This is a genomic window from Jatrophihabitans fulvus (assembly GCF_054781375.1).
Genome location: NZ_BAAGUN010000007.1, coordinates 94087 through 117156 on the forward strand (window position 1 = coordinate 94087; position 23070 = coordinate 117156).

The 23070-nt window shown below is 72.3% G+C and carries 21 protein-coding genes and 3 tRNA genes; 18 read left to right on the plus strand and 6 right to left on the minus strand.

The window, feature by feature from the left end; genetic code table 11:
• Positions 1-46 precede the first annotated feature (46 nt).
• From ACYVP9_RS19950 to ACYVP9_RS19985, 8 genes are read left to right on the plus strand one after another with little or no spacing between them, the layout of a single operon-like run.
• Complete coding sequence (locus ACYVP9_RS19950; protein ID WP_460606707.1) at positions 47-2227, plus strand: hypothetical protein; 2181 nt, start codon at positions 47-49, stop codon at positions 2225-2227.
• A 16-nt stretch (positions 2228-2243) separates the two neighbouring features.
• A complete protein-coding gene (locus ACYVP9_RS19955; RefSeq protein WP_460606708.1) occupies positions 2244-2684 on the plus strand; it encodes a phage tail protein in 441 nt (146 codons plus the stop codon).
• Between the two features lies 1 nt (position 2685).
• Positions 2686-3447 (plus strand): CIS tube protein, encoded by a 762-nt coding sequence (locus ACYVP9_RS19960; RefSeq protein ID WP_460606709.1) that lies wholly within the window; start codon positions 2686-2688, stop codon positions 3445-3447.
• Positions 3437-5254 carry a VgrG-related protein gene (locus ACYVP9_RS19965; RefSeq protein WP_460606710.1) on the plus strand — a complete coding sequence of 606 codons (1818 nt, stop codon included), beginning with the start codon at positions 3437-3439 and terminating at the stop codon, positions 5252-5254. The genes ACYVP9_RS19960 and ACYVP9_RS19965 overlap by 11 nt, the downstream gene beginning before the upstream one ends.
• Positions 5255-5281: 27 nt before the next feature.
• Positions 5282-5689, plus strand: a complete 408-nt coding sequence (locus ACYVP9_RS19970; protein WP_460606711.1) for a GPW/gp25 family protein — start codon at positions 5282-5284, stop codon at positions 5687-5689.
• Entirely contained in the window at positions 5689-7641 is a 1953-nt protein-coding gene (locus ACYVP9_RS19975; protein ID WP_460606712.1) for a baseplate J/gp47 family protein, read from the plus strand. Before ACYVP9_RS19970 ends, ACYVP9_RS19975 begins: the two co-directional genes overlap by 1 nt.
• The gene (locus tag ACYVP9_RS19980) at positions 7638-8186 is read left to right on the plus strand and encodes a phage tail protein (protein ID WP_460606713.1); all 549 of its coding nucleotides are present in this window, start codon (positions 7638-7640) and stop codon (positions 8184-8186) included. Before ACYVP9_RS19975 ends, ACYVP9_RS19980 begins: the two co-directional genes overlap by 4 nt.
• Positions 8183-9634, plus strand: a complete 1452-nt coding sequence (locus ACYVP9_RS19985) for a zinc ribbon domain-containing protein (protein ID WP_460606714.1) — start codon at positions 8183-8185, stop codon at positions 9632-9634. Before ACYVP9_RS19980 ends, ACYVP9_RS19985 begins: the two co-directional genes overlap by 4 nt.
• 75 nt (positions 9635-9709) lie before the next feature.
• On the opposite strand, the gene ACYVP9_RS19990 is transcribed toward ACYVP9_RS19985, so the two are convergent.
• The 4 genes from ACYVP9_RS19990 to ACYVP9_RS20005 all read right to left on the minus strand — a co-directional run bounded on the left by ACYVP9_RS19990 (position 9710) and on the right by ACYVP9_RS20005 (position 15648).
• Entirely contained in the window at positions 9710-11641 is a 1932-nt protein-coding gene (locus tag ACYVP9_RS19990) for a hypothetical protein (RefSeq protein ID WP_460606715.1), read from the minus strand.
• Positions 11642-12044: 403 nt separating this feature from the next.
• Positions 12045-12827, minus strand: a complete 783-nt coding sequence (locus ACYVP9_RS19995; RefSeq protein WP_460606943.1) for a succinate dehydrogenase/fumarate reductase iron-sulfur subunit — start codon at positions 12825-12827, stop codon at positions 12045-12047.
• 46 nt (positions 12828-12873) lie between these two features.
• Positions 12874-14826 carry a succinate dehydrogenase flavoprotein subunit gene (locus ACYVP9_RS20000; protein ID WP_460606716.1) on the minus strand — a complete coding sequence of 651 codons (1953 nt, stop codon included), beginning with the start codon at positions 14824-14826 and terminating at the stop codon, positions 12874-12876.
• A gap of 9 nt (positions 14827-14835) precedes the next feature.
• A complete protein-coding gene (locus tag ACYVP9_RS20005; RefSeq protein WP_460606717.1) occupies positions 14836-15648 on the minus strand; it encodes a hypothetical protein in 813 nt (270 codons plus the stop codon).
• Between the two features lie 352 nt (positions 15649-16000).
• Between ACYVP9_RS20005 and ACYVP9_RS20010 the strand changes: the two genes are divergently transcribed.
• The 3 genes from ACYVP9_RS20010 (at position 16001) to rpmG (ending at position 16379) form a co-directional block, all read left to right on the plus strand.
• Positions 16001-16073, plus strand: a tRNA-Thr gene (locus ACYVP9_RS20010).
• 26 nt (positions 16074-16099) lie between these two features.
• A tRNA-Met gene (locus tag ACYVP9_RS20015) sits at positions 16100-16173 on the plus strand.
• A 41-nt stretch (positions 16174-16214) separates the two neighbouring features.
• Positions 16215-16379, plus strand: coding sequence for a 50S ribosomal protein L33 (gene rpmG / locus ACYVP9_RS20020; RefSeq protein ID WP_460606718.1), 165 nt, complete (start codon positions 16215-16217; stop codon positions 16377-16379).
• Between the two features lie 174 nt (positions 16380-16553).
• On the opposite strand, the gene ACYVP9_RS20025 is transcribed toward rpmG, so the two are convergent.
• Positions 16554-17039, minus strand: a complete 486-nt coding sequence (locus ACYVP9_RS20025) for a DUF559 domain-containing protein (RefSeq protein ID WP_460606719.1) — start codon at positions 17037-17039, stop codon at positions 16554-16556.
• 785 nt (positions 17040-17824) lie between these two features.
• On the opposite strand from ACYVP9_RS20025, the gene ACYVP9_RS20030 reads away from it, so the two are divergent.
• The 5 genes from ACYVP9_RS20030 to ACYVP9_RS20050 are packed head-to-tail and all read left to right on the plus strand — an operon-like array spanning position 17825 to position 21221.
• Positions 17825-18529 carry a TetR/AcrR family transcriptional regulator gene (locus ACYVP9_RS20030; protein WP_460606720.1) on the plus strand — a complete coding sequence of 235 codons (705 nt, stop codon included), beginning with the start codon at positions 17825-17827 and terminating at the stop codon, positions 18527-18529.
• Positions 18526-18855, plus strand: a complete 330-nt coding sequence (locus ACYVP9_RS20035) for a DUF4873 domain-containing protein (protein WP_460606721.1) — start codon at positions 18526-18528, stop codon at positions 18853-18855. Before ACYVP9_RS20030 ends, ACYVP9_RS20035 begins: the two co-directional genes overlap by 4 nt.
• Positions 18856-18892: 37 nt before the next feature.
• Positions 18893-19342 (plus strand): FAS1-like dehydratase domain-containing protein, encoded by a 450-nt coding sequence (locus ACYVP9_RS20040; protein ID WP_460606722.1) that lies wholly within the window; start codon positions 18893-18895, stop codon positions 19340-19342.
• The gene (locus tag ACYVP9_RS20045; RefSeq protein ID WP_460606723.1) at positions 19339-19752 is read left to right on the plus strand and encodes a MaoC family dehydratase; all 414 of its coding nucleotides are present in this window, start codon (positions 19339-19341) and stop codon (positions 19750-19752) included. Before ACYVP9_RS20040 ends, ACYVP9_RS20045 begins: the two co-directional genes overlap by 4 nt.
• The gene (locus ACYVP9_RS20050; protein ID WP_460606724.1) at positions 19740-21221 is read left to right on the plus strand and encodes a gluzincin family metallopeptidase; all 1482 of its coding nucleotides are present in this window, start codon (positions 19740-19742) and stop codon (positions 21219-21221) included. Before ACYVP9_RS20045 ends, ACYVP9_RS20050 begins: the two co-directional genes overlap by 13 nt.
• 4 nt (positions 21222-21225) lie before the next feature.
• Here ACYVP9_RS20050 and ACYVP9_RS20055 read toward each other — a convergent pair whose 3' ends face one another.
• Positions 21226-22425 carry a pyridoxal phosphate-dependent aminotransferase gene (locus ACYVP9_RS20055; RefSeq protein ID WP_460606725.1) on the minus strand — a complete coding sequence of 400 codons (1200 nt, stop codon included), beginning with the start codon at positions 22423-22425 and terminating at the stop codon, positions 21226-21228.
• A 217-nt stretch (positions 22426-22642) separates the two neighbouring features.
• On the opposite strand from ACYVP9_RS20055, the gene ACYVP9_RS20060 reads away from it, so the two are divergent.
• Together ACYVP9_RS20060 and secE are read left to right on the plus strand one after the other, a co-directional pair.
• Positions 22643-22715 (plus strand) — tRNA-Trp (locus ACYVP9_RS20060).
• A gap of 66 nt (positions 22716-22781) precedes the next feature.
• Complete coding sequence (gene secE / locus ACYVP9_RS20065; RefSeq protein WP_460606726.1) at positions 22782-23015, plus strand: preprotein translocase subunit SecE; 234 nt, start codon at positions 22782-22784, stop codon at positions 23013-23015.
• Positions 23016-23070: the final 55 nt, after the last annotated feature.

The window sequence follows — 23070 nt, forward strand, 5'->3', positions numbered from 1 at the left end:
TTGGTTTTCCCGACGCAGTCACGCGTCGTCCCCGACGGCGGCGCCCGTGTCGCCGCCGGCCGCGGCACCGGACGCCGGGCCGACCCGCGAGGCGGGCTGGGCGTACGTTCCGCCCCTGCAGCGGACGATCGGCACGGCGCCGTCGCTGACTCAGCCGACGGTCTTCCCGCACACCCTGCGGGCGTGGGGCGATCCCTCGTTCACCGGACGGATGAGCCACGCCGTCAGTGCCGACGCGCCCGCCGGTGTCGTCGACGCCGACGGAGGTGGCGTCGGGACGGGCGCGCCCGTGCCGCACGCGCCGCACACCGGACTGCCGCTGCCCCCGCCGCCCGCCGCCCCGCCGGTGAAGCCGGTGCAGCGGGCGCGGTCGGCGCCGACGCTCACCTCCGCCGCCGACGCCCCGCGCTGGACGATGCCCGTCACGGTCGTGCCCACTCCCGTCCCCGAACCCGCGTCCGCCAGTGCGTCCGACAGTGCGTCCGACAGTGCGGACGCGACGCCCGACCCGCCCGCCGCGCCGCCTACGGCGGACCTGCCCGTCGGTCCCGCGCGACCCGCCGCCCCTGCCGCGACGCGGACCCCGGCGACGCCGGCGACCCCACAGGCGGCTGCAACGCCGGCTGCGCCGGCGATGCCCGTCCAGCGCAGCGTGCCGACGGTCGGCGCCGAGCGCCCGGACGTCCGGGTCGGCGTCGACAACGGCGGGGCGACGGAGGTGCCGATCCCGGTACGTCCCAGCCCGCCCGCGTCCCCGGCGCCGCCCCCGGCCGCGCCGCTCGCGACCCCGCCCACGGCGGCCGCGCCGGCGGCGACACCCGCCCCGGTGTCCGCGGCCGCCCCGCTGGTCGCGCCCGCCGAGCGGTCCCGCAGACTCGGTCTCGGCGAACCGCTGTCGTCGCTGCCGCTGCAGCGCGCGGTCAGCACCCCGCCCAGTGGATCGGATGTTCCTACCGACTCGACGCCCGACGTCGCGGTGACGCCGGCGCCGGAGGACGTACCGGTGCTGTCCGACCGCGCCGGCACGGCCCCGCCCGTCCCGGACGTCCCCTCGCCCTCGTCCGCGGCGGCCTCGTCCGCACCGGCCACGCCGGCGCCGCCACCCGCCCTGCCGGTCGCGCGCCCGGCCGCGGCCACCCCGGTGCAGCGCGCCACCGGCGCCTCGGCGCCGGCCGCGTCGCACTCGGCCACCGGGCCCGATCGCGACGCTCCCGCACCCACCGTGTCCGCCGCGTCCGCCGCCCCGAGCCCGGTCGACCCGGCCCCGTTGCGCACGACCGGCCTGCTCGCCAGCCATCCCCTCGTCCCGCAGGTCGACGCCGCGACGTCGGCCACCGCTCCCGCGGTGCCGCGCACCGCCGGCTCGGCCCCGTCGGGTCACGCGCCCGCCCCCCGGGCCGGCGCACCCGCCACGGCCCCGGTGCAACGCATCAGCTGGCTTCCCGTCGACGTCCCGCCCGCCCGCGCACCCGGCGGCGACCGCATCACGCCCACCCGGGTCGTCGACACGCCGGGCGCAGCTGCCCCGCCTGCCCGTGCCGTGCAGCGCTTCTCGCTCGGCGACCTCGCGCCACCCTCGCTGCCCGAGCTGCCGTCGCTTCCGCAGGGCATGCCGCAACCGCCCCAGGGCATGCCTGCGATGCCCGAGCTGCCCTCGGCGCCCGAGCTTCCGGACCTGCCGTCGATGCCGACGATGCCGTCGATGCCGCAGGGGATGCCCCGGCTTCCACAGGGCATGCCGCAGGTCCCGGGTCTGCCCGGACTCCCCGGCATGCCGTCGCCCCCGCAGGGGATGCCGCAGCTGCCCGGCATGCCCGCGCTCCCGCAGGGCGTGCCCGCGCTGCCCGAGGTCCCGCAGCTGCCGGGCATGCCCGCGATGCCGACGGTGCCGGGCGTCCCGGCCGGCCCGTCCCTGCCGGCGACACCGTCGCTGCCGGACCCGTCCGCTCTGCTCGGTGGAGCCGGGGACGCGGTGTCCGGGGTGGCCGCCCCGATCGCCGACGGGGTCGGCGCGGCCGCGTCCGCGGTGACGGGAACGGTGACGGGAGCGGTGTCGGGGGCGGCGTCGGCCGTCGCGGGGGCCGCCGGGGCCGCGGGCGCCGCCGGGCAGAGCCCCGCCCAGCTGGACCAGCTCGCCAAGCAGCTCGTCGAGCCGCTCACCCGCCGCATCCGCGCCGAACTGCTCATGGACCGGGAACGTCGTGGCGTCCGCTCGGACGCGAGGTAGGTAGGAGAACCCAACGATGGCCGTACTGCAGGACGTCGACACCGCCGTCTCGGTGACCTTCGTCGTCAAGCTCGACGACGTCGAGCTGGGGGCGTTCAGCTCGTGCGACGGGCTCGGCGCCGAAGTGGTGATGGAGACGCGCGACGAGGGCGGCAACAACGGGTTCGTGTGGCAGCTGCCGACCCGGCTGAAGTACCCGAACGTCAAGCTGACCCGTCCGCTCGGCAAGGACACGTCCAAGATCGCCGACTGGTTCGCGACCATGGCGACCGGGTACGAGCGCAAGACCGCGACCATCGAGGCGAAGACGGCGGACGGCCAGCTGGTCGCGCAGTGGGGACTGCTCGACGTCGTCCCCGTCCGCTGGACCGGCCCGTCGCTGTCACCCGACTCGCCCAAGGTGCTCACCGAGACCATCGAGATCGCGCACCACGGCTTCGTCCCGTCGGGGGGCTGACATGGGCAGCCCGCTCGGATTCAGCGCCCCCGCCACCGGCGGCGCCGGTGGCCAGCCCAAGCTCGAGCACGCCTACCTGCAGCTGCACGAGCCGTCCGCCGACGGTTCGATGTCGACACCCGGGGCGCAGCTCGGCCGCATCGACTTCCAGTTCAACCCCAAGGAGCTCAGCGTCACCAAGGCCGCGCAGTGGACCCGCGCGAGCGGCCGCGGCAACGACAAGAGCGGACCCCCGCAGTACAACGGTCCGCAGCCGTCGAAGCTGACCCTGGAGATGTTCTTCGACGCGTCGGCCAAGCAGGACGACAGCGTCGTCAAGGCGGTCGAGCAGCTGTTCGCGTGCTGCGTACCGACCGAGGCGTCGTTCCAGCAGAAGAAGGGGTCGCCGCCCTGGGTGCTGTTCCGGTGGGGCGGGCTGACCGGGTTCCTCGCGTACGTCAGCAGCGTGGCGGTGAAGTACACGCTGTTCACCGCGGGCGGCACCCCGATCCGGGCGACGGTCACCGCGACGCTCGAGGAGCTCGCCGGTTCGCCGTCCGGCCAGAACCCGACCTCGGGCGCGCTCACCGCGCAGCGGGTGCACACCGCCGTCGAGGGCGACAGCCTCGCAGGGATCGCCTACAGGGAGTACGGCAACGCCGCGCTGTGGCGGGCGGTCGCCGAGGCCAACGACATCGACGACCCGACCCGGCTGCTGCCGGGCACGCGGTTGATGCTGCCCGCGCTGACCGACCTGACGAAGCCGGCCGCCCGTGCCCACTAACGCGCCCGCGTACCAGCTGCTCGTCGAGGTCGAGGGCAGCCCGCTGCCCGCCGACGTCTCCGGCCTGCTCGCGGGCGGGTTCGTCGACACGAGCAGCACCGTGCCCGATCTGTTCGTCCTGCACTTCTCGGACGACTACGGGACGGTCGTCGACAAGGGTGGCTTCCGTATCGGCGCGACGGTGAAGGTGAGCGTCCAGGCCACCAACGCCGAGCCGCCGAAGGAACTGCTCACCGGCGAGGTCACGACGCTCGAGACCGAGGTCGATTCGTCGGGCAAGCACCTCGCGGTGCGCGGCCTGGACGTCTCGCACCGGCTGTTCCGCGGCCGCCGCGCCGAGGCGTACGTCAACATGATGCCGTCGGACATCGTGCGGCAGGTCGCCCAGCGTGCGGGCCTGCAGGTCGGTGAGCTGACGAGCCGCGGCACGGTCCTGCCACACGTGTCGCAGCCCGCGCTGAACGACTGGGACTTCCTGCAGAACCTCGCCCGCGACATCGGTGCCGAACTCGTCGTCGACGGCGGCAAGCTCTCGCTGCGCGACCCGCAGGACGCCGCGGACGCGCCCGGCAGCACCGACGCCGACCGCACCCCGCAGGTCATCGAGTTCGGCAAGAACCTGCAGACCGTGCGCGCCACGGTCACCAGCGCCGAGCAGGTGCCCGAGGTCGAGGTGCGCGGCTGGGACCCGCAGGTCAAGCAGGTGGTCGTCGGCACCGCGCAGGCCCGCACCCGCAGTGCCACCCTGGACGGCGCCAGCCCGACCACCTTCGCGGCGACGTTCGACAGCCCGTCCTGGGTCGAACCCGACTCCCGGCTCGTCGCCGCGGGCCAGGCGCAGGCGCGGGCGGACGCGATCTCCGAGCGGTTGAGCGGCACCTTCGCCGAGCTCGACGGTGTGGTCACCGGCAACCCCGAGCTGCGCGCGGGTACCGCGGTCAGCCTCGTCGGGCTCGGCACCCAGTTCGACGGCAAGTACACCCTCAGCGCCGCGCGCCACGAGTTCTCGCCCGACACGGGGTACCGCACGTCGTTCAGCGTCAGCAATCAGTCGGACCGCTCGCTCTACGGCCTGAACACCGGGGCTGCGGGCAGCACGTCCGCACCGCTCACCTCGGGCGTGCTGCAGGCGATCGTGACCGACCTCAACGACACCGAGGACCTCGGTCGGGTCAAGGTGACGGTGCCGGTGCTGTCCGACCGGTTCGAGTCGGGCTGGGCGCGTGTGCTGCAGCTCGGTTCCGGAGCCGATCGCGGCGTCACCTGGTTGCCCGAGGTGGGCGACGAGGTGCTCGTCGCCTTCGGTATGGGTCACGTCGACGAGCCGTACGTGCTCGGCGGCGTCTACAACGGCCACGACAAACCGCAGCATGGCTGGTCCGGGTACGTGGACAGCAGCGGGCAGGTGCAGCGCCGGGCCCTCGTCGGCCGTACCGGCATGTACGTCGAGCTGTTCGAGTCGTCGAGCGAGACACGGCTGCAGCTCGAGACGAACGACGGCCAGCGCGTCACCCTCACCCAGGAGGGCGACCAGAAGATCGAGATCACCGCGAGCGGCCCGGTGAACGTGACGACCTCGAAGGACGCCACCGTCACCGCCACCAGCGGCACCGTCAAGCTCGACGCCTCGCAGATCAACCTCAGCGCCACGAACGCGCTCGAACTGTCCGGGTCGACGGTGAAGATCACCGCCAACACCAGCGCGGAACTCAACGGCGCCACCGTGAAGGTGGCCGGCAGCGGAACGGCTGAACTGTCCAGCAGCGGCCCGACGACGGTCCGCGGCTCCATGGTCAACATCAATTAGAGCATCTACGCGATAAAGGCAGGAACAGTGGGTCAGGAGTTCATCGGCACCGGATGGGCGTTCCCGATGCGCACCGACGCGACCGGACGCATCGCTCTGGTCAGCGCCGAGCGCGAGATCGAGGAGAGCATCCGGCTGATCCTCGCGACCGCGCCGGGCGAGCGGCCGATGCGGCCCGAGTTCGGGTGCGCGGTGCACGACTACGTCTTCGCCCCCGCCGACGCCGGCACCGCCGGCGACATCGCCTACGCCGTCCGGGTCGCGCTCGAGAGATGGGAACCGCGCATCACCCTCACCGGTGTCACCGTCCGCTTCGACGCGGTCGACGCCGGCACGCTCTACATCGACATCGAGTACGCGGTGCGCGGCACCAACGACCCGCGCAACCTCGTGTTCCCGTTCTACGTGATCCCCCCGCACGAAGAGGTGGTCTGATGGCGCTGCCCGCCCCCAACCTGGACGACCGCCGCTTCCAGGACCTCGTCGACGACGCGAAGCGCATGGTGCAGCAGCGCTGTCCGGAGTGGACGGACCACAACGTGTCCGACCCCGGCGTCACGCTCATCGAGACGTTCGCGTTCATGACCGACCAGCTGCTGTACCGGCTCAACCGGGTGCCCGACCGGCTGTACGTCACGTTCCTCGAACTGATCGGCACGCGCCTGTTCCCGCCGACGGCCTCGAGCGCGGCGGTGACGTTCTGGCTGTCGGCGCCGCAGCCCGAACCGGTCACGGTCGCGGTGGGCACCCCGGTGTCGACGCTGCGGACGGAGCAGGAGGAGGCGGTCGTCTTCGAGACGAGTCGCGAGCTCGTCGTCCCGCCGCGCAGCCTGCAGCACGTGGCGAACCAACCCGTCGACCAGGCCGTCTACCCGCGCCCCGAGGCGATCGTCGGCGGTGAGCCGTTCTCGTGCTTCACCGGACGTCCGCAACCGGGCGACGTGCTGCTGCTGGGCCTCGACGAGGCCGCGCCGCACTGCGCGGTGACGCTGCGGTTCGACTGCTCGGTGCAGGGCGTCGGCGTCGACCCGAAGTACCCCCCGCTGGTGTGGGAGGCGTGGGACGGCTCGGCGTGGCTCGCCTGCGACCTCGACCGCGACGACACCGGTGGCCTCAACCGGGCGGGCGACGTCGTCGTCCACGTGCCCGGCGGGCACGTCACGTCCCTGGTCGAGGGCACGCGCGCCGGCTGGCTGCGCTGCCGCGTGGTCGAGGCCGAGCCGGGGTTCCCCTTCTACAGCGCGTCGCCGACCGTCCGCAGCGTCAGCGCGTTCACCATCGGCGGCACCACCACCGCGGTGCACGCCGAGACGGTGCGCGACGAGATCCTCGGCATCAGCGAGGGGGTGCCCGGGCAGTCGTTCTTCCTGTCCCGCACGCCCGTCGTCGGCGGCGACGGCCGCTTCGAGGTCGAGGTGGCGGCGGGCAGCGGCTGGGACGTGTGGCGCGAGGTCACCACGTTCGCGCAGAGCGGGCCGGACGACCACGTCGTGTCCGTCGACCGCACCACCGGCGAGGTGCGCTTCGGTCCGGCCGTCCGCGAGCCGGACGGGTCGCTGCGCCACTACGGTGCCGTGCCCCCGAAGGCGGCGCCGCTGCGCGTACGGCACTACCGCACCGGCGGCGGCACCGCGGGCAACCTGTCGGCGGGCATGCTGCGGGTGCTGCGCACCCCCATCCCGTTCGTCGACCGGGTGCAGAACCGCCGTCCAGCCGTCGGCGGCATCGCGGGGGAGACCGTCGAGCAGGCGAAGGTGCGGGGACCGTTGCAGCTGCGCACCCGCGACCGCGCCATCACCGCCGCCGACTACGAGTACCTGGCCCGCGAGATCGCCCCGGACGTCGCCCGGGTGCGCGCCGTGCCCGCGGGCGACGGCGCCGATGCGGGCGGGCTGCGGCTGCTGGTCGTCCCGTCCGCCGCCCCGGACGGCAACGGCCGGCTGCGCTTCGAGGACCTCGTGCCCAGCGAAGAGGTGCTCGGGCGCATCACCGAGTACCTGGACGAGCGCCGGGCCATCGGTGCGCGGTTGCTCGTCGAGCCGCCGTTCTACCAGGGCGTCACCGTGGTCGCCCAGCTCACCGCGCGCCGCAACGCCGACACCACCGCCGTGCAGGAGGCGGCGGTCCAGGCGCTCTACCGCCACGCCGACCCGCTCACCGGCGGACGGGACGGCACCGGCTGGCCGTTCGGACGGGCCGTGCACGTCGGCGAGATCTACGCGGTGCTGCAGGGTGTGCCCGGCGTCGAGATCGTCGACGACGTCAAGCTGTTCGCCGCCGACCCGATCACGAGCAAGCGCGGCGAACCCGCGCAACGCGTCCCGCTCGACAAGCACGCGCTGGTGTTCAGCTTCGAGCACCGCGTCCGGGTGGTGAGCGGCGAGTGACCAGCACGCGGGGCATGGTCGACGACCTCGAGTCGTCCGCGCCGCTCGGGCAGCGGCTGCCCGCGGTGATGCAGGACGACCCGTTCGCGATGCGCTTCGTCTCGGCGTTCGACACCGCGTTCGCTCCGGTGCTCGCGACCCTCGACGACCTCGCCGCATACGTCGACCCGCACCTGGCACCGGACGATTTCGTCCGCTGGCTCGCCGGCTGGGTGGGGGTCGAGCTCGGCGACGCCACGCCTCCCGAGGTGCGCCGTGACCTGGTCGCCGGCGCGGTCGAGCTGTTCCGCCAGGACGGCACGGTGGCCGCCCTGGCGCAGGCGGTCGCGCTGGTCACCGGTGGCGCGGACGTCGAGATCACCGAGAGCGGCGGCGCCCGGTGGTCGCAGGTCAGCGGCACCGCGCTGCCCGGCGACGCCTCGGCGACCGTCCGGGTGCGTGTCACCGCCGCCGACGGCGCGTCGGTCGACCGGCGACGGGTCGCCGCCGCCGTCGCCGCCCTCGTACCCGCCCATGTCGTCCCGACCGTCGAGGTGGTCCCGTGATCGTCTGCACCGTGTGCGGCACGCAGAACGACGAGGGGGAGTCGTTCTGCGGTGAGTGCGGCTCGTACCTCGAATGGGAGGGCGAGCGAGTCGGTCCGGAACCTGAACCCACCGCGGCGCCGGCTGCCGAACCCGAACCCGCTGCCGCCGGCCCCGGGTTGCTGCAGCGCGTCAAGGACGCCGTCGGCATCGGCGAGAACGGCAAGGACGACGCCCCGCCCACGGCCTCGCCTCCGACACCGGACGTGCGACCCGGACCCGCACCGTCCGGCGCCCCGGGAGAGCTGGGCAGCTGGTCGCCCACACCGTCCGCCGACGCCCACCCCGCCGCGCCGTCCGCCGCGGCGGGCTCGCCGTCGCCGGCACCTGCGGCGGACCCGCAGACCCCTGCGCCTGCCCCGACGGCAGCCCAGGCGCCGCCGGCCCCGGCCGAGGCACAGCCGGCGGCCCGTCACGCAACACCCGCCGTGCTCCCGACGCTGCAGCCACCGCAGCCGGCACCGGCTCCGGCGGCGCCACCGCGGCGGGCGGCGCAGCCCACGGCGACACCGCCCGCTCACCCCCCGGCCGTGCCCGCCGCAGACCCGTCCGCCCGACCCCCGTCGGCGCAGGGGCAGTCCGAGCCGCCCGGGGTGGCGGCCGTCCGCCCGGGAGCGGCCGCGCCGCGCGCACCGCGCCGTCGCGAGGTGCCGCCGCTCGACCGTCCGCCGGCGCCGGGCGAGCAGATCTGCGGTACCTGCGGCGCGGGCAACGTCCCCACCCGCAAGTTCTGCCGCCGCTGCGGCACCGACCTCGCCGACGCGCCCATCGCCGCGAGACCCCCGTGGTGGCGACGGTTGTTCTCGCGCTCCCCGAAGGCTGATCCCGTCGCCGGCACCCGGCAGAAACGCCGCCGCAAGCGCCGCCGCCCGCGAGGCGTGCTGCCGCTCGGCGTGATCCTCGCGCTCGTTCTGGCGGCCGTGTTCACCCGCAGCTACTGGCTGCCGCTGTACGACAAGGTGCTCGACCGCGTGCAGGGCACCAAGACGGTCGAGCCGGTCGCGCTGTCGGCGTCCAGCTCGGCGCGCGGTCACACCGCGTCCGAGCTGCGCGACGGGGCCACCAACCAGTTCTGGGCCCCCCGAGGCCGAGCCGTCGGACAGAGCGTCGAGGCCCGGTTCGAGTCCCCGTTCCGCCTCGTGATCCTGCGGGTGTTCAACGGCGCCGCCGGTGACCTGAAGCCCTACCTGCGACAGTCGAGTCCGAAGAGGATCACGGTGACCCTCGTCCGCAAGGACAAGGGGCCGCTGACCAGGACGTTCACGCTGGACGACAAGCCGGGAGGTCAGGAGCTCGACATCGCCGAGGACGACGTGACCGCCGTGCGCCTCACCGTCGACTCGGTGAACCGGCCGGGCCCGGGCCGGCTCGTCGCACTGGGCGAACTGGAGTTCCTCGCCCGGGACTGATCGTGCTCACGACGACGCCGCGCCGTGCCCCGGGGAAGGACACGGCGCGGCGGTTCCTGACGTCCGCGCGGCGACTCAGCCGGCGCGGGCGACCAGGGTCAGGAGGGTGCGCGTCTTCGACGGCACCCAGTGGTTGACCCGGGGGGCGACCCACCCGCGCACGGTCACGACCTTGCCCGCCCAGCTGAGCCCGCCGAGCGCGCTCACGGTCCTCAGCCGCTTGCCGTTCGCGGGCGCCCACTTGCTGGCGTTGCGCACGGTCACGGTGCCGGCGATCGAGGCCTTCCTGCTCACCGCGATCACGTCGATGCCGCGGGGTCCGGCGTCGAGCACGGTGGTGGCGCCGGCGACCTGGGTGAAGTTGCCGGTGGTCGAGAACCGCGTGGCCGAGTTGCTCGAGATCGTCAGCACGTCGCGGTTCACGACGGTGCCGCCGGTGAAGAGCACGTAACCGCGCACCGAGGTCGTGCCGCGCAGGTCGAGCGTGGTGTTGTTCAGCCCGATGCTCGGACGGTTCGCGAGCGTGGTGCCGCCGGAGACGATCGTCGGCGTGTCCAGGACGAGTCGTCCGGAGCCGACGGTCGTCGACCGGCCGAGGGTGGCCGGGGCGCCGCCGAGCACCTGCAGTTCACGTCCGGCAGGCAGTTCGAGGCGGCCGGTGTTGCGGAAGGAGATGTTGCGCAGCACGACCGGACGCACGGCAGCGGCCGCGAAGGTGGCCTGCGTCAGCCGCAGCGTGCCCTGGTTGGTGATCGAGTCCGGCGAGACGCAGCAGACCTGCGAGTCGAGCCGCGCGCCCGGGCCGAGCTCGAGCACGCCGTCGGAGGCGTTCACGAACCTCGTCAGGTCCCGCGTGTCCAGAGCGGCGCCGTTGCCGATGAAGGTCGTGCCGTGGTTGACGACCGACACCGACTTGCTGCCGCCGGGCGTGTAGTCCCGCCCGAGCAGCAGGCGCTTGTTGTTGCCCGAGGCGACGCCGGTCACCGCGAAGTCGGTGCCCTTGCCGATCGTGAGGCCTGCCTGCAGCGTGCCGCCGTACCAGCCGAGCGTGCCGTTGCCGGTGACGGAGAACGTGCCGCCGAACTGCGACCCGGCGAGGTCGGACCCGCTCGTTCCGAGGTTCAGCTGGAAGCCGTCCGACAGCTTCTGCGTGCCGGTGAAGTGCGACTCGACGGTGCTGCGCAGTCGGTACTGCCCGGCGCCGCTCCACGTCGATCCCGACGCGGCGGTTGCCACACCCCCGTGCGAGACGAGGGCGCTGCCCGCGCCGACGACGACGCGTCCCTTCTGGTCGAAGGCGAGGTGGTCGATCACGGTGGCGCCACCGTCGACCCGGATGGTGCCGTTGTTCACGACACGGCCCGGGGTGACGCAGCAGCTGTAGTAGCTGAAGTCGTTGGCACCGCGGGTGGTCAGCGTGCCACCGGTGGCGACCGTCAACCGCCGGCCGGGCTCGATGGTCCACGAGGTGTCGACGACGCCGTCACCGTTCTTGTCGACCGCCGTACCCGACACGTCCAACGAGCCCTGCACCGTGATGTTCCGGTACTGGTGGAGCCCGACGGGGGCGTCGGCGATTGCTCCGGTCGCGCTCGCCGCGAGAGTCACGTCGCTGTCGATGGTGCCGCCCGACCACAGGAACGATCCGGTGACCGTCACCGGTCCGCCGGCGATCGAGGTTCCGCACGGGTCGCCGAACGAGCTGCGGCCCGGCACGACCTCGAGCGAACTCAGGGTCACGGACGGGACGTGGTCGACGTGCGCGGTGCACGCGTCCTGCGGGCCCTCGACGCGGACGGAGTCGCCGTTGCCGGGGACGCCGGTCGGCGACCAGTTCCGCCCGTCGGTCCAGGAGTGGTTGTCGGCGGCGTCGTCGAGGCTGTTGCCGACCCACCGGTAGGACGTTCCACCCGCGGCGCCGTCCGCGAGGGCGGGGGCGGCGAACGCGAGGAATGCCGCGACCGCGAGGGACAGTCCGGCCGCGGTGGCGGCGAGACGTGAGGACATGGGAGTGCTCCACTGGTGAGAACGGGTGGCGTCGGGTGGGTCCCGGCGCCGGTGTCCTCAGCCTGGAAGTCGGGCGGCGTCCGCGTGAGGTGGCTGGTCGGTCACCCCGAGGGGTACTGGCACGGGGTGCTGGCACCCCCGGGGCGCACCGGCTCCGACTTCGCGATCCGTCCATCGCGTGCCATCGCGCACCCTCGACCCGTTGTCGACAGTCCATACCGTCTGGTCTTTTCGCGTTCTGATCAGCCCGACTTGGCACAGCGGGAGCGGGGTGCATACTGAGGAGGACCCAGGCGGCCGGCTCCCCCGTACGGCCGCCTGGGTCTTCTCGTGCCCGGGCACGGAATGTTCGGGTCGCGAGCGAACATTTCCGCAGGTCACGCCCGCGGAGCGGGCGCCGCGGTCAGCTCGGCCGGCGGCGGATCTTGTTGCCGAGCCACACCAGCGGGTCGTACTTGCGGTCGACGACGCGCTCCTTGAGCGGGATCAGCGCGTTGTCGGTGATCTTGATGTGCTCCGGGCAGACCTCGGTGCAGCACTTGGTGATGTTGCACATGCCGAGGCCGTGGTCCTCCTGGGCGGAGTGCTGCCGGTCGAGCGCGTCGAGCGGGTGCATGTCGAGTTCGGCGATGCGCATGAGGAAGCGCGGACCCGAGTAGGCCTCCTTGTTGTCCTCGTGGTCACGCACCACGTGGCAGACGTTCTGGCACAGGAAGCACTCGATGCACTTGCGGAACTCCTGCGAGCGTTCGACGTCGACCTGTGCCATGCGGTACTCGCCGGGCTCCAGCCCGGGCGGCGGCGCGAACGCAGGCGTCTCCTGGGCCTTCTTGTAGTTGAAGGACACGTCGGTCACGAGGTCCTTCATCACCGGGAATGCGCGCATCGGCGTGACCGTGATGACGTCCCCCTGTCCGAAGGTCGACATGCGGGTCATGCACATCAACCGCGGACGGCCGTTGATCTCCGCGCTGCACGATCCGCACTTGCCCGCCTTGCAGTTCCACCGGACGGCGAGATCGCCGGCCTGGGTGGCCTGCAGCCGATGGATGATGTCGAGCACGACCTCGCCCTCGTTGACGCGGACGGTGTAGTCGACGAGCTCGCCTCCCTCGGCGTCGCCACGCCAGACGCGGAAGTGCGCGTCGTAGCCCTTGTCGTCGCTCCCGGCCTTCGCGTTCGCCATCGCCTCGTCCGGGCTGACCTCGGCGTTCTCCTCGACTGCGGTCATCTCAGACGCCTTCCTCGGAGACGCCGGCGATCTCGGCGTCGGTGAAGTACTTCTTCAGCTCGGACTTCTGGAACAGCTGCAGCAGGTCCGGACGCATCGGGGCGATGGGCTGCTCGGTGACCTCGATGCCGGTGCCGCGCTCGTCGAGGGCGCAGATCAGGTTCTTCTGCCGCCACTCGGGTGACATCTTCGGGAAGTCGTCACGGGTGTGGCCGCCGCGCGATTCCTCGCGCAGCAACGCCGCCTTCGCCATGCTCTCGGCAACCATGATCATGTTGCGCAGGTCGAGCGCGAGGTGCCACCCCGGGTTGAACGCCCGTCCGCCGGTGACCTTGATGTGCTCGGCGCGTTCCTTCAACTTGGCCAGCCGCTCGAGGGCGTCCTGCATCTCGCCCGCCTTGCGGATCAGCCCGACCAGATCGTTGATGATCTGCTGCAGTTCCTCGTGCAGCTCGTAGCTGCTCTCGCCGTCCTCCTTCTGCATCGGCTCGAGCGCGATGCGCTTGCACGCCTCGATCTGCGCGTCGGTGACGCTCGGGTACTGGCCGCGCAGCTGCTTCACGTACTGCGCCGCGCCCTCGCCCGAGCGCTTGCCGAACACGAGCAGGTCGGACAGCGAGTTGCCGCCGAGCCGGTTCGAGCCGTGCATGCCGCCCGCCACCTCGCCGGACGCGAACAGCCCCGGCACCCGGTTGGCGGCGCCGGTGTCGGGCTCGACCTCGATGCCGCCCATGACGTAGTGGCAGGTCGGGCCGACCTCCATGGGTTCGGCGGTGATGTCGACGTCCGCCAGTTCCTTGAACTGGTGGTACATCGACGGCAGGCGACGCAGGATCTCGTCCTTCGGCAACCGGGAGGCGATGTCGAGGAACACGCCGCCGTGGGGTGAGCCGCGTCCCGCCTTGACCTCGCTGTTGATCGCGCGGGCGACCTCGTCGCGCGGCAGCAGGTCGGGCGTGCGCTTGTTGTTCTCCGGGTCGCTGTACCAGCGATCGGCCTCGGCCTCGTTGTCCGCGTACTGCTCGCGGAACACGTCCGGCACGTAGTCGAAGGTGAACCGCTTGCCGTCGGAGTTCTTCAGCACGCCGCCGTCGCCGCGCACGCCCTCGGTGACGAGGATGCCCTTGACCGACGGGGGCCAGACCATGCCGGTGGGGTGGAACTGCACGAACTCCATGTTGAGCAGCGTCGAGCCCGCCCGCAGGGCCAGGCCCATGCCGTCGCCCGTGCACTCCCAGCTGTTGGACGTCACCTTGGCGACCTTGCCGATGCCGCCGGTGGCGAGCACGACCGCAGGCGCCTTGAACACCACGAAGTCGCCGGTCTCGCGGTAGTAGCCGAACGCACCGGCGACCGGGCCGCCGCGGCGGGTCTGGACGAGGTCGGTGACGGTCACCTCGGCGAACACCCGCAGTCGACCCTCGTCCGCCCCGGTGTTGCCCTTGGCCTTCGCGTCGTCCTGCTGCAGCGAGACGATCTTCTGCTGCATGGTGCGGATCAGCTCGAGTCCGGTGCGGTCGCCGACGTGCGCGAGGCGCGGGTACTCGTGGCCGCCGAAGTTGCGCTGGCTGATGCGGCCGTCCTTGGTGCGGTCGAACAGCGCGCCGTACGTCTCGAGCTCCCAGACGCGGTGCGGCGCCTCCTTGGCGTGCAGCTCGGCCATGCGCCAGTTGTTGAGGAACTTGCCGCCGCGCATCGTGTCGCGGAAGTGCACCTGCCAGTTGTCGTTGCCGTTGGCGTTGCCCATCGCCGCGGCGCAGCCGCCCTCGGCCATCACGGTGTGGGCCTTGCCGAACAGCGACTTGCAGATGACCGCGACCCGCAGGCCTGCCTCGTGCGCGGCGATCGCGGCCCGCAGGCCCGCGCCGCCGGCGCCGAGGACGAGGACGTCGTAGCTGTGGGTCTCGACGGGTGCCTCGGTGGGCCGGACGCCGTTGCCGGTGGTGTCGGACATGCGCTCTCCCTAGTTGACGAAGCGCAGGTCGCTGATCGTGTTCGAGGCCACGAGCGCGACGTACAGGTCGGTGATCACGAGCGTCGCCAGGGTGGTCCAGGCGAGCTGCATGTGCTTGGCGTTGAGTCCGGAGATGAACGTCCACGCCCGGTAGCGCAGCGGGTGACGCGAGAAGGTGCGCAGCTTGCCGCCGACGATGTGGCGGCACGAGTGGCACGACAGCGTGTACGCCCACAGCAGCACCACGTTGGCGAGCATGATCAGCGTGCCGAGGCCGAAGCCGAAGTGGTGCCCGTCGTCGCCGTCCGGGGGCATGAACGCGAGCACGACGTCGATCGTGTTGACGACCGAGATGATCCCGGCCGCGACCCAGAAGTAGCGGTGCAGGTTCTGCAGGATCAGCGGGAACTTCGTCTCGCCGGTGTACTTCGCGTGCGGCTCGGCGACGGCGCAGGCCGGCGGCGACGCCCAGAACGCCCGGTAGTACGAGCGCCGGTAGTAGTAGCAGGTGAGCCGGAAGCCGAGCAGGAACGGCAGCGTCACGATGGCGAACGGGATGAGCGGCGGGAAGTCGCCGAACCACGTGCCCAGATCGCGGGACTGCTCCGTGCAGCTGCTGGTCACGCACGGCGAGTAGAACGGCGACAGGTAGCGCTCGTCGACGGAGTAGTACGCGGCCTGCCAGACCGTCCGCAGCGTCGCGTAGAGCACCCAGCCGGCCAGCAGCACGAACGTGACGACCGGGGCCTTGCGCCAGTTGTCGGTGCGCAGCGTGCGGACGCCGATGCTCGCCCGCCCGGGTGCGGCGACTCCCGCGCGCATGTTCGCCCGGGTGGGTGGCTCGCCCCCCGGTCCCGCGTCGGGCCCTCTGCTCGGACGTTCGGTAGCGCGAGTCACCGCGGCCGTCACCGTTCCTTCGTCGAGGTCCGTGACGGCGACGGCAGACCCTGTCGTCGCGTGCCGGCGGACAGAACGTGAGCTGAACGGGTGTGAGTTTGGTCCCTTTCGCGAGCCGAGGCCAGAGGTTCACCCCGTCCGGCGACGGTTTCGGTGCCCGACCGTGATCGGCGGAGCGGGCCGCCGAGGGCTGCCGTGAGAACGGGCGTCCCGCGTCGTGTAACCTGATCGGCTGGCGCACGATGCTGTCGGATCGCGGTCCGCAGCAGGGTGTTCCGCCCCCTTAGCTCAGTCGGCAGAGCGTCTCCATGGTAAGGAGAAGGTCTACGGTTCGATTCCGTAAGGGGGCTCTGGCAGGTGTCCGATCACCGGCCGGGGCGAGGTAGCTCAGGCGGTTAGAGCACACGGCTCATAATCGTGGTGTCGCGGGTTCGAGTCCCGCCCTCGCTACTAGATCCAGACAGCAGTAACCGATTCGAGAGGCACGACCCGTGGCAGCCACCGACGTCCGGCCGAAGATCACTCTGGCTTGCCAGGACTGCAAGCACCGCAACTACATCACCAAGAAGAACCGTCGTAACGACCCTGACCGGTTGACGATGAAGAAGTTCTGCCCGTTCTGCGGCAAGCACACCGAGCACCGCGAGACCCGCTAGTCCCGCAGCTCGACCCACGGCCCCGCCCGGTCCGCCCGGCGGGGCCGTTTCGTGTGCCCTGAAACCGGGCAGTTCGTCCGTGGATCTTCAGGCAGTTCGGGTGTGCGGGCGCAGCGGGGGTCTGAAATCGGCTCTGTCCGCCGACGATCAGGCGGCGTGTCGTCCCGGTGGCCGTCAGCCCGTGAGTGCGCGGCGAAGTTGGTCCACCACCAGCGCCGGCTCGCAGCGCAGGATGACGCTCGGGAAGCGCAGTACGCGGTCGCCAGCGATGACGAGTTCGTTCTGACGCAGCTGGTCTGCCCACCAGCGCGACGCAGCGAGGTGCATCGCGCCGTCCACCTCGACCACCAAACGGCGCGGCGAGCGCCATTCGACATCCAGGTAGCGACGGCGTCCGGACGGTTCGAGGCGGACGGCTTGACGCATCGGTTCGGGAAGTCCCGCCCGCCTGCACATCCAGGCGAAATCGAGTTCGGACAACGCTTCGGCGCCCTGGCCCATGTCGTGCGCGGCCGACAGCAGAAGGCTGCGGTGCCGGATCCGGGTGGACTCTCGGACGGCGGTGACGACGTCGCCCGATCTCACGAGCCGCTGCTGTACGACCGCGGCCAACACCCCGCACCCGATGCGCGGATCGGCCGTTCCGGCGGCGGCCAGCACTGCACTCTGCGCCGGTCGGTGCAGCCGCCTGCGCCCGAGGATGTCGCGGCTGTCCCATCGTTCGGTCCAGTGCACTCGGACGGCGACTCCGGGCGGACGTCTCACCCGCGCGCCACGCGGCACAAGGATGTGGACGGCCTCGCGAGGCCAGCCCTCGAGCCCCCACTGCGCCAACGACGTGAACGAGGTGTGGACGGCGTGGGGCCCGCCGTGCACCAGAGCGAGCGCGCGTCGTGTCGTCGACACGTCGGTCGGCTTCGGTGAGCTCGCCGTTGTGCCGCACGATGCCCCGTCCGATGCGTTGCCACCGGCCCGCGCGCACCTGCGCCCGTACCTCGTCCGCGCTCCATCCGTACCGGCCGAGTTCGGGTACGCCGGCGACCCGCGGCCCGGACGAGAGGGCACGGACGGCGGATGCGGTCGGCATCGGACCATCGTGAAGCTCGGCAGACGGCGGTGCGCCCACCCGGCACCCGCCTGTGGACGGCACGGCGCCCTGTGGACGGAGGGCCCGTCGCCGTGAGCCGCAGCCTCCGCGCCTGTCTGAAGATCCGCCCCGTCCGTCGATCTTCAGGCGGTTCCGGTGCCCGGGCGCGGCGAGGGTCTGAAGATCCGCCCCGTCCGTCGATCTTCAGGCGGTTCCGGTGCCCGGGCGCGGCGAGGGTCTGAAGATCCGCCCCGTCCGCGGATATTGGGGTCACCACATCTCGCCGCGCCGATCCGGGCGGCGCGGAGGCGGTTAGGGTGGTTGTCACAGGTATTGCCCGGCGCGTGGGGAGGTCGTCATGTCAGCTCGGTCGACCCGCGACACCGCCGGCGAGACCCCCGCCGAGGACGGTCGGCGGCTGCGCTGGGCCAAGCACCGCACCGAGCGCCGCGCGGCCTTCGTGGCGGCCGGCGCGGAGGCGATCGACCAGCACGGCCCCGCGGCGTCCGCGGAGCAGATCGCCGAGGCGGCGGGTGTCAGCCGCACCGTGCTGTACCGCTACTTCCGCGACCGTGAGGACCTCCGCCAGGCCATCGCGCAGCACGTGGCGAAGGCCGTCCTCGACTCGGTGCTGCCGAAGCTCGCCCTCAGCGTCGAGAGCACGCCGCGCCAGGTCATCACGGCGGCGATCGGCACGATCATCGGCTGGCTGGACGAGCACCCCAACCTCTACCTGTTCCTGCGGTCGCGCCGCGAGGGCCTCGAGTCGGTCGAGAACACACTGGCCGACAACATCGCGTCGCTGTTGAAGATCCTGATGGTCTTCTTCGGCATAGACGGCGACGAGGCCGACCCCGGCGCCTACGGCATCGTCGGTTTCGTCGAGGCCGCGGGCGGCTGGTGGCTGCAGCACCGCTCGATCCCGCGGGCCGAGTTCACCGATCTCGTGTGCACGGGCGTCTGGCACCTGCTCGACGGCACCGCCCGCGACCACGGTCTGCACGTCGAGTACGACGCGCCACTGCCGATCGGCCCGCTGGCCGCTGCGAAGGAGACCACGTGAGCACCAGGCAGCTTCCCGACGAGGACGGTTACGACGGTCCCGCCGAACTGCTCGACGCCGACGGCGCGGCCACGCCCGTGACGGTCAAGCTGCGCGGCCACTTCGACCCGGTCACCGGCAAGTACAGCTGGTACGGCCGGGTGGCCGCCGACCCGGCGGTCACGGCTCTCGTCGAGCGCAACCCCCGATCGGTCACGCTGCGCACCCCGCACGCCGAGGTCGCCACGGCGCTGGCCGACGTCGACCCGTGGGGACGTCCGCGGGTCGAGGGGTTCGGCGAGGCGCCGTTCCCGGTGCTGACCGACCTGCCCGCCGGGGACCATTAGCCCCACGCGCCTCACGCGCATGACATAGCCTCCCGCCATGCCCGTGGACGCGTCGTACGCCGGACGCACCTTCCCGCCCACCGACCCGTACCGCGTGAGCCGCGAGAAGATCCGCGAGTTCGCCGACGCGATCAACGACCCGAACCCGGTCTATCGCGACGCCGGCGCCGCCCGCGCCGCCGGGCACGCGGACGTCCTCGCGCCGCCCACCTTCGCGACGCGGTTGACCCTCGAGGCCGCCGCCGTGGTCATCGCCGACCCGGACTTCGGCCTGGACTTCAGCCGGGTCGTGCACGGCGAGGAGCGCTACGAGTACCACCGCCCCATCGCCGCGGGCGACGAACTCGAGGTCGTCACGACGGTCGACAGCATCCGTGCGGTCGCGGGCAACGACATGGTCGGCCTGCGGTTCGACGTGCGGACGACGGACGGCGAGCCCGTGACCACCGCCCGCATGCTGCTCGTCGGACGGGGGGAGGACGCGTGAGCGCGGCACCGGTCGCCGGGGACGAGATCCCGGCCCGCGTCTTCCCGGTCACCCGCGCCGACCTGGTCCGCTACGCGGGCGCCTCGGGCGACTTCAACCCCATCCACTGGAACGATCGGGTCGCCCGCGAGGTCGGCCTGCCCGGCGTCATCGCGCACGGCATGTTCACCATGGCCACGGCCGCCCGCCTGCTGACCGACTGGGCCGGCGACCCGGGGGCCCTCGTCGAGTACGGGGTCCGCTTCACCCGGCCCGTGCCCGTCCCCGACCCCGGCGAGGCCACGCTCACGGTCTCCGGAGTGGTCAAGAAGGTGCGCGAGGACGGTCTGGTCGAGGTCACCGTCACCGCGACGGTCGACGGTGACACCGTGCTGTCCCGCGCCCGGGCCGTGGTCCGATGGCCCGCCTGACGGCCCGGCGGACGACGGCCGCGCTCCTCCTGGCGGTTACGCTCGGCGCCTGTTCGACGACGGACGGGACGGGCAGCACCGGCTCGTCGACCCCGGGCGGCAACGACTTCCCGGCCTCGCGGGCGCCCGCGACGGGCGCGCCCGCGGCGTCGTCGGCGCCGTCGTCCACGAGCGGGGCACCGGACGCTGCGGCCTGCCCGAGCAGCTACGCCGCGCCCGACGCCAACCGGCCCAGGGTGTCGCTGGCGTTCACCGTCGCGGCCGACCACAGCACGGTCACCGGCACCGAGCAGGTCACGTTCGCGCCCGACAAGCCGATCACCGAGCTGGTGTTCCGCCTGACCGCGAACACCCGGCCCAGCGTCGCCCAGGGCAACCGCATCCGGATCACGTCCGCGACGTCCTCCCCGTCCGGCGAGCCGTTCACCTTCACGCAGGCCAATGCCGCCCCCGGCACGCAGGGCGGCCTGCTGCGGGTGCCGCTCGGCCGCACCGTCGCCGCGAACACCGTGGTCACGGCGAAGCTGGCCTTCACCCTGACCCTGGGCGCCGACTCGTTCGACCGGTTCGGACGCTCCGACGACTTCGCGTGGTTCGGCTCCGGGCAGCCGCTGCTCGCGTGGCAGCGCGGGTACGGGTGGCACACCGAGGACCTGCTGAACTTCACCGCCGAGAGCGCGACGAGCGAGGCCATGGACACCGAGCTGTCGGTGACCGCCCCGTCCGACGACGTCGTCATCGCCTCGGGCAACCCGGCCGATCCGCCGAAGGGCTCCGGCGACACCCGCACGTGGACGTCGTCGCTGGCCGCGGCGCGGGACGTCCTCGTCTCGGTCGGCCCCTTCGCGGTGAAGGACGTGAGGGTCGGACGCACGGCCCTGCGTGTCGGCGCGCCCGACCAGGACGAACTCACCGCGCAGGTCGAACAGTTCGAGCGGGCGATCGAGGTGCTGTCGAAACAGTTCGGGCCGTTCCCGTTCCCGTCACTGGCGGTCGCCCGCGTGCCCGCGCAGGGCGGCGGCATCGAGTACCCGGGATCGATCCTGATGCTCGACAGCTCGCAGCTGGTGGCGGTGCACGAGACGGCGCACGAGTACTTCTACGCGATGGTCGGCAACTCGCAGTCGCAGCACCCGTGGCTCGACGAGGCCTTCGCCTCGTACGCCCAGGAACTCGTCGACGGCACGCCGTCGCACTCCGGCGACCTGCAGAGCCCCGGCGACGTCGACTCCTCGACGCAGTCGTACGGCACCGACGAGAACGGCTACTACTTCACGACCTACGACAAGGGTTCGGCCGCGCTCGAGGCCGCCCGCACCGCCGCCGGCGGCACGGCGTTCGACGCGGCGATCCGCTGCTACGTGAACGCGAACGCCTGGCGTATCGCCGAACCGTCCGATCTCGAGGCGGCGCTGGCGAAGCTCCCGAAGGCCGTGCGGGTGCTGCAGCAGGCGGGCGCCCTGCCGTAGGGCGTCAGCCCCCGGACACCAGCTTGGCGATGCGGGCGACGCCCTCGGCGAGGTCGTCGTCGCCGAGTGCGTACGACATGCGGAAGTAGCCCGGCGTGCCGAACGCCTCGCCCGGCACCACCGCGACCTCGGCCTCCTCGAGGATGATGCCGGCCAGGTCGGCGGACGTGCTCGCGGTGCGCCCCGCCAGCGGCTTGCCGAGCAGGTCCTTCACCGAGGGATACGCGTAGAAGGCGCCCAGCGGCTCGGGGCACACGATGCCGGGGATGTCGTTCAGCGCGGCGACGATGGCCTTGCGGCGGCGGTCGTAGACGGACCGCATCTCGGCGACGGCCGAGAGGTCGCCCGACACGGCGGTGAGCGCGGCCACCTGCGCCACGTTGCTGACGTTGGACGTCGAGTGCGACTGCAGGTTGGACGCGGCCTTGATGACGTCGGTGGGTCCGATCATCCAACCCACACGCCACCCGGTCATGGCGTAGGTCTTGGCGACACCGTTGAGCACGACGACCTTCTCGCCGGCCGAGTGCACGATGGACACCATCTCGGCGTCGCCGTAGACCAGGTGCTCGTAGATCTCGTCGGTGACGACCCAGAGGTCGTTCTCGCGGGCCCACGCGCCGACGGCCTCGACCTCGGCCCGCGAGTAGACCGCGCCGGTCGGGTTCGACGGCGACACGAACAGCAGCACCTTGGTGCGCTCGGTCCGCGCGGCCTCGAGGGCGTCGACGCCCGCGATGTACCCGGTGCTCTCGTCGGCCACGACCTCGACGGGGACGCCCCCGGCGAGCTTGATGGCCTCGGGGTAGGTGGTCCAGTAGGGCGCGACCAGGATGACCTCGTCGCCCGGGTCGAGCAGCGCGGCGAACGTGTTGTAGACGGCCTGCTTGCCGCCGTTGGTGACGAGCACCTGCGCGGCCTCGACGTCCCAGTCGGTGTCACGCTTGGTCTTGGCCGCGATCGCGGCGCGCAGCTCGGGCTGGCCGGCGACCGGGGTGTAGCGGTGGTTCTTGGGGTCCTTCGCCGCCGCGACGGCCGCCTCGACGATGTAGTCGGGCGTCGGGAAGTCGGGTTCGCCGGCCCCGAAACCGATGACCGGACGGCCGGCGGCCTTCAGGGCCTTGGCCTTGGCGTCGACGGCGAGGGTGGCGGACTCGGCGATGGCGGCGATGCGGTCGGATACGCGGGCTCCCATGGCGCCCATCGTCCCAGACGCCCGCATCCCGCCGTGCGCTCCCGTCGGACGCTCGCGCCCGCGTCCCAGGAGGTGGGACGGCGGCGTCGCGACGGACGGGACGGGCCGCCGCGCGCCGGTGCTGGGACGCGGCGGTTTGGAACCTCTGTGCCGCGCCCCGTAGACTGGCGCGCTGGGTCGTGAGGCCGTGCGTCAGCATGCCTCTCGCGACCCGTGCAGGTCCCCTAGGGGCGTGGCTCAATTGGTAGAGCACCGGTCTCCAAAACCGGCGGTTGCAGGTTCGAGTCCTGTCGCCCCTGCGCAGTACCGCAGGTAGTGGTCGTGCGGACGGACGTCGTCCGCCGGCCGACACGTGAGGAGAGCCAGTGGCGACGACCAAGAGCGAGTCCCCGGCCGCGCGTCCGTCGCGGGGTCGCGGTGGCGCGCCCACGCGGTTCGTCCGCGAGTCGGTGTCCGAGCTGCGCAAGGTCCTGTGGCCGTCGCGCTCCGAGCTGGTCACCTACTCGATCGTGGTGATCGTGTTCGTGGTGATCATGGTCGCGATCGTCGCGGGCCTCGACCTGGGCTTCGCGAAGCTGGTCATCGCCGTCTTCGGCTGACGATCGGGGGCGCGAGCCACGCACGACACCGCAGGCCCGCCTGCGGCCGGGACCG

Coding starts and splice junctions, on each gene's coding strand:
- ACYVP9_RS19955 (WP_460606708.1), top strand. CDS start 2,244: ATGGCCGTACTGCAGGACGTCGACACCGCCGTCTCGGTGACCTTCGTC.
- ACYVP9_RS19960 (WP_460606709.1), top strand. CDS start 2,686: ATGGGCAGCCCGCTCGGATTCAGCGCCCCCGCCACCGGCGGCGCCGGT.
- ACYVP9_RS19975 (WP_460606712.1), top strand. CDS start 5,689: ATGGCGCTGCCCGCCCCCAACCTGGACGACCGCCGCTTCCAGGACCTC.
- ACYVP9_RS19990 (WP_460606715.1), bottom strand. CDS start 11,641: ATGTCCTCACGTCTCGCCGCCACCGCGGCCGGACTGTCCCTCGCGGTC.
- ACYVP9_RS19995 (WP_460606943.1), bottom strand. CDS start 12,827: ATGGCGAACGCGAAGGCCGGGAGCGACGACAAGGGCTACGACGCGCAC.
- ACYVP9_RS20000 (WP_460606716.1), bottom strand. CDS start 14,826: ATGTCCGACACCACCGGCAACGGCGTCCGGCCCACCGAGGCACCCGTC.
- ACYVP9_RS20005 (WP_460606717.1), bottom strand. CDS start 15,648: ATGCGCGCGGGAGTCGCCGCACCCGGGCGGGCGAGCATCGGCGTCCGC.
- ACYVP9_RS20030 (WP_460606720.1), top strand. CDS start 17,825: ATGTCAGCTCGGTCGACCCGCGACACCGCCGGCGAGACCCCCGCCGAG.
- ACYVP9_RS20040 (WP_460606722.1), top strand. CDS start 18,893: ATGCCCGTGGACGCGTCGTACGCCGGACGCACCTTCCCGCCCACCGAC.
- ACYVP9_RS20050 (WP_460606724.1), top strand. CDS start 19,740: ATGGCCCGCCTGACGGCCCGGCGGACGACGGCCGCGCTCCTCCTGGCG.
- ACYVP9_RS20055 (WP_460606725.1), bottom strand. CDS start 22,425: ATGGGCGCCATGGGAGCCCGCGTATCCGACCGCATCGCCGCCATCGCC.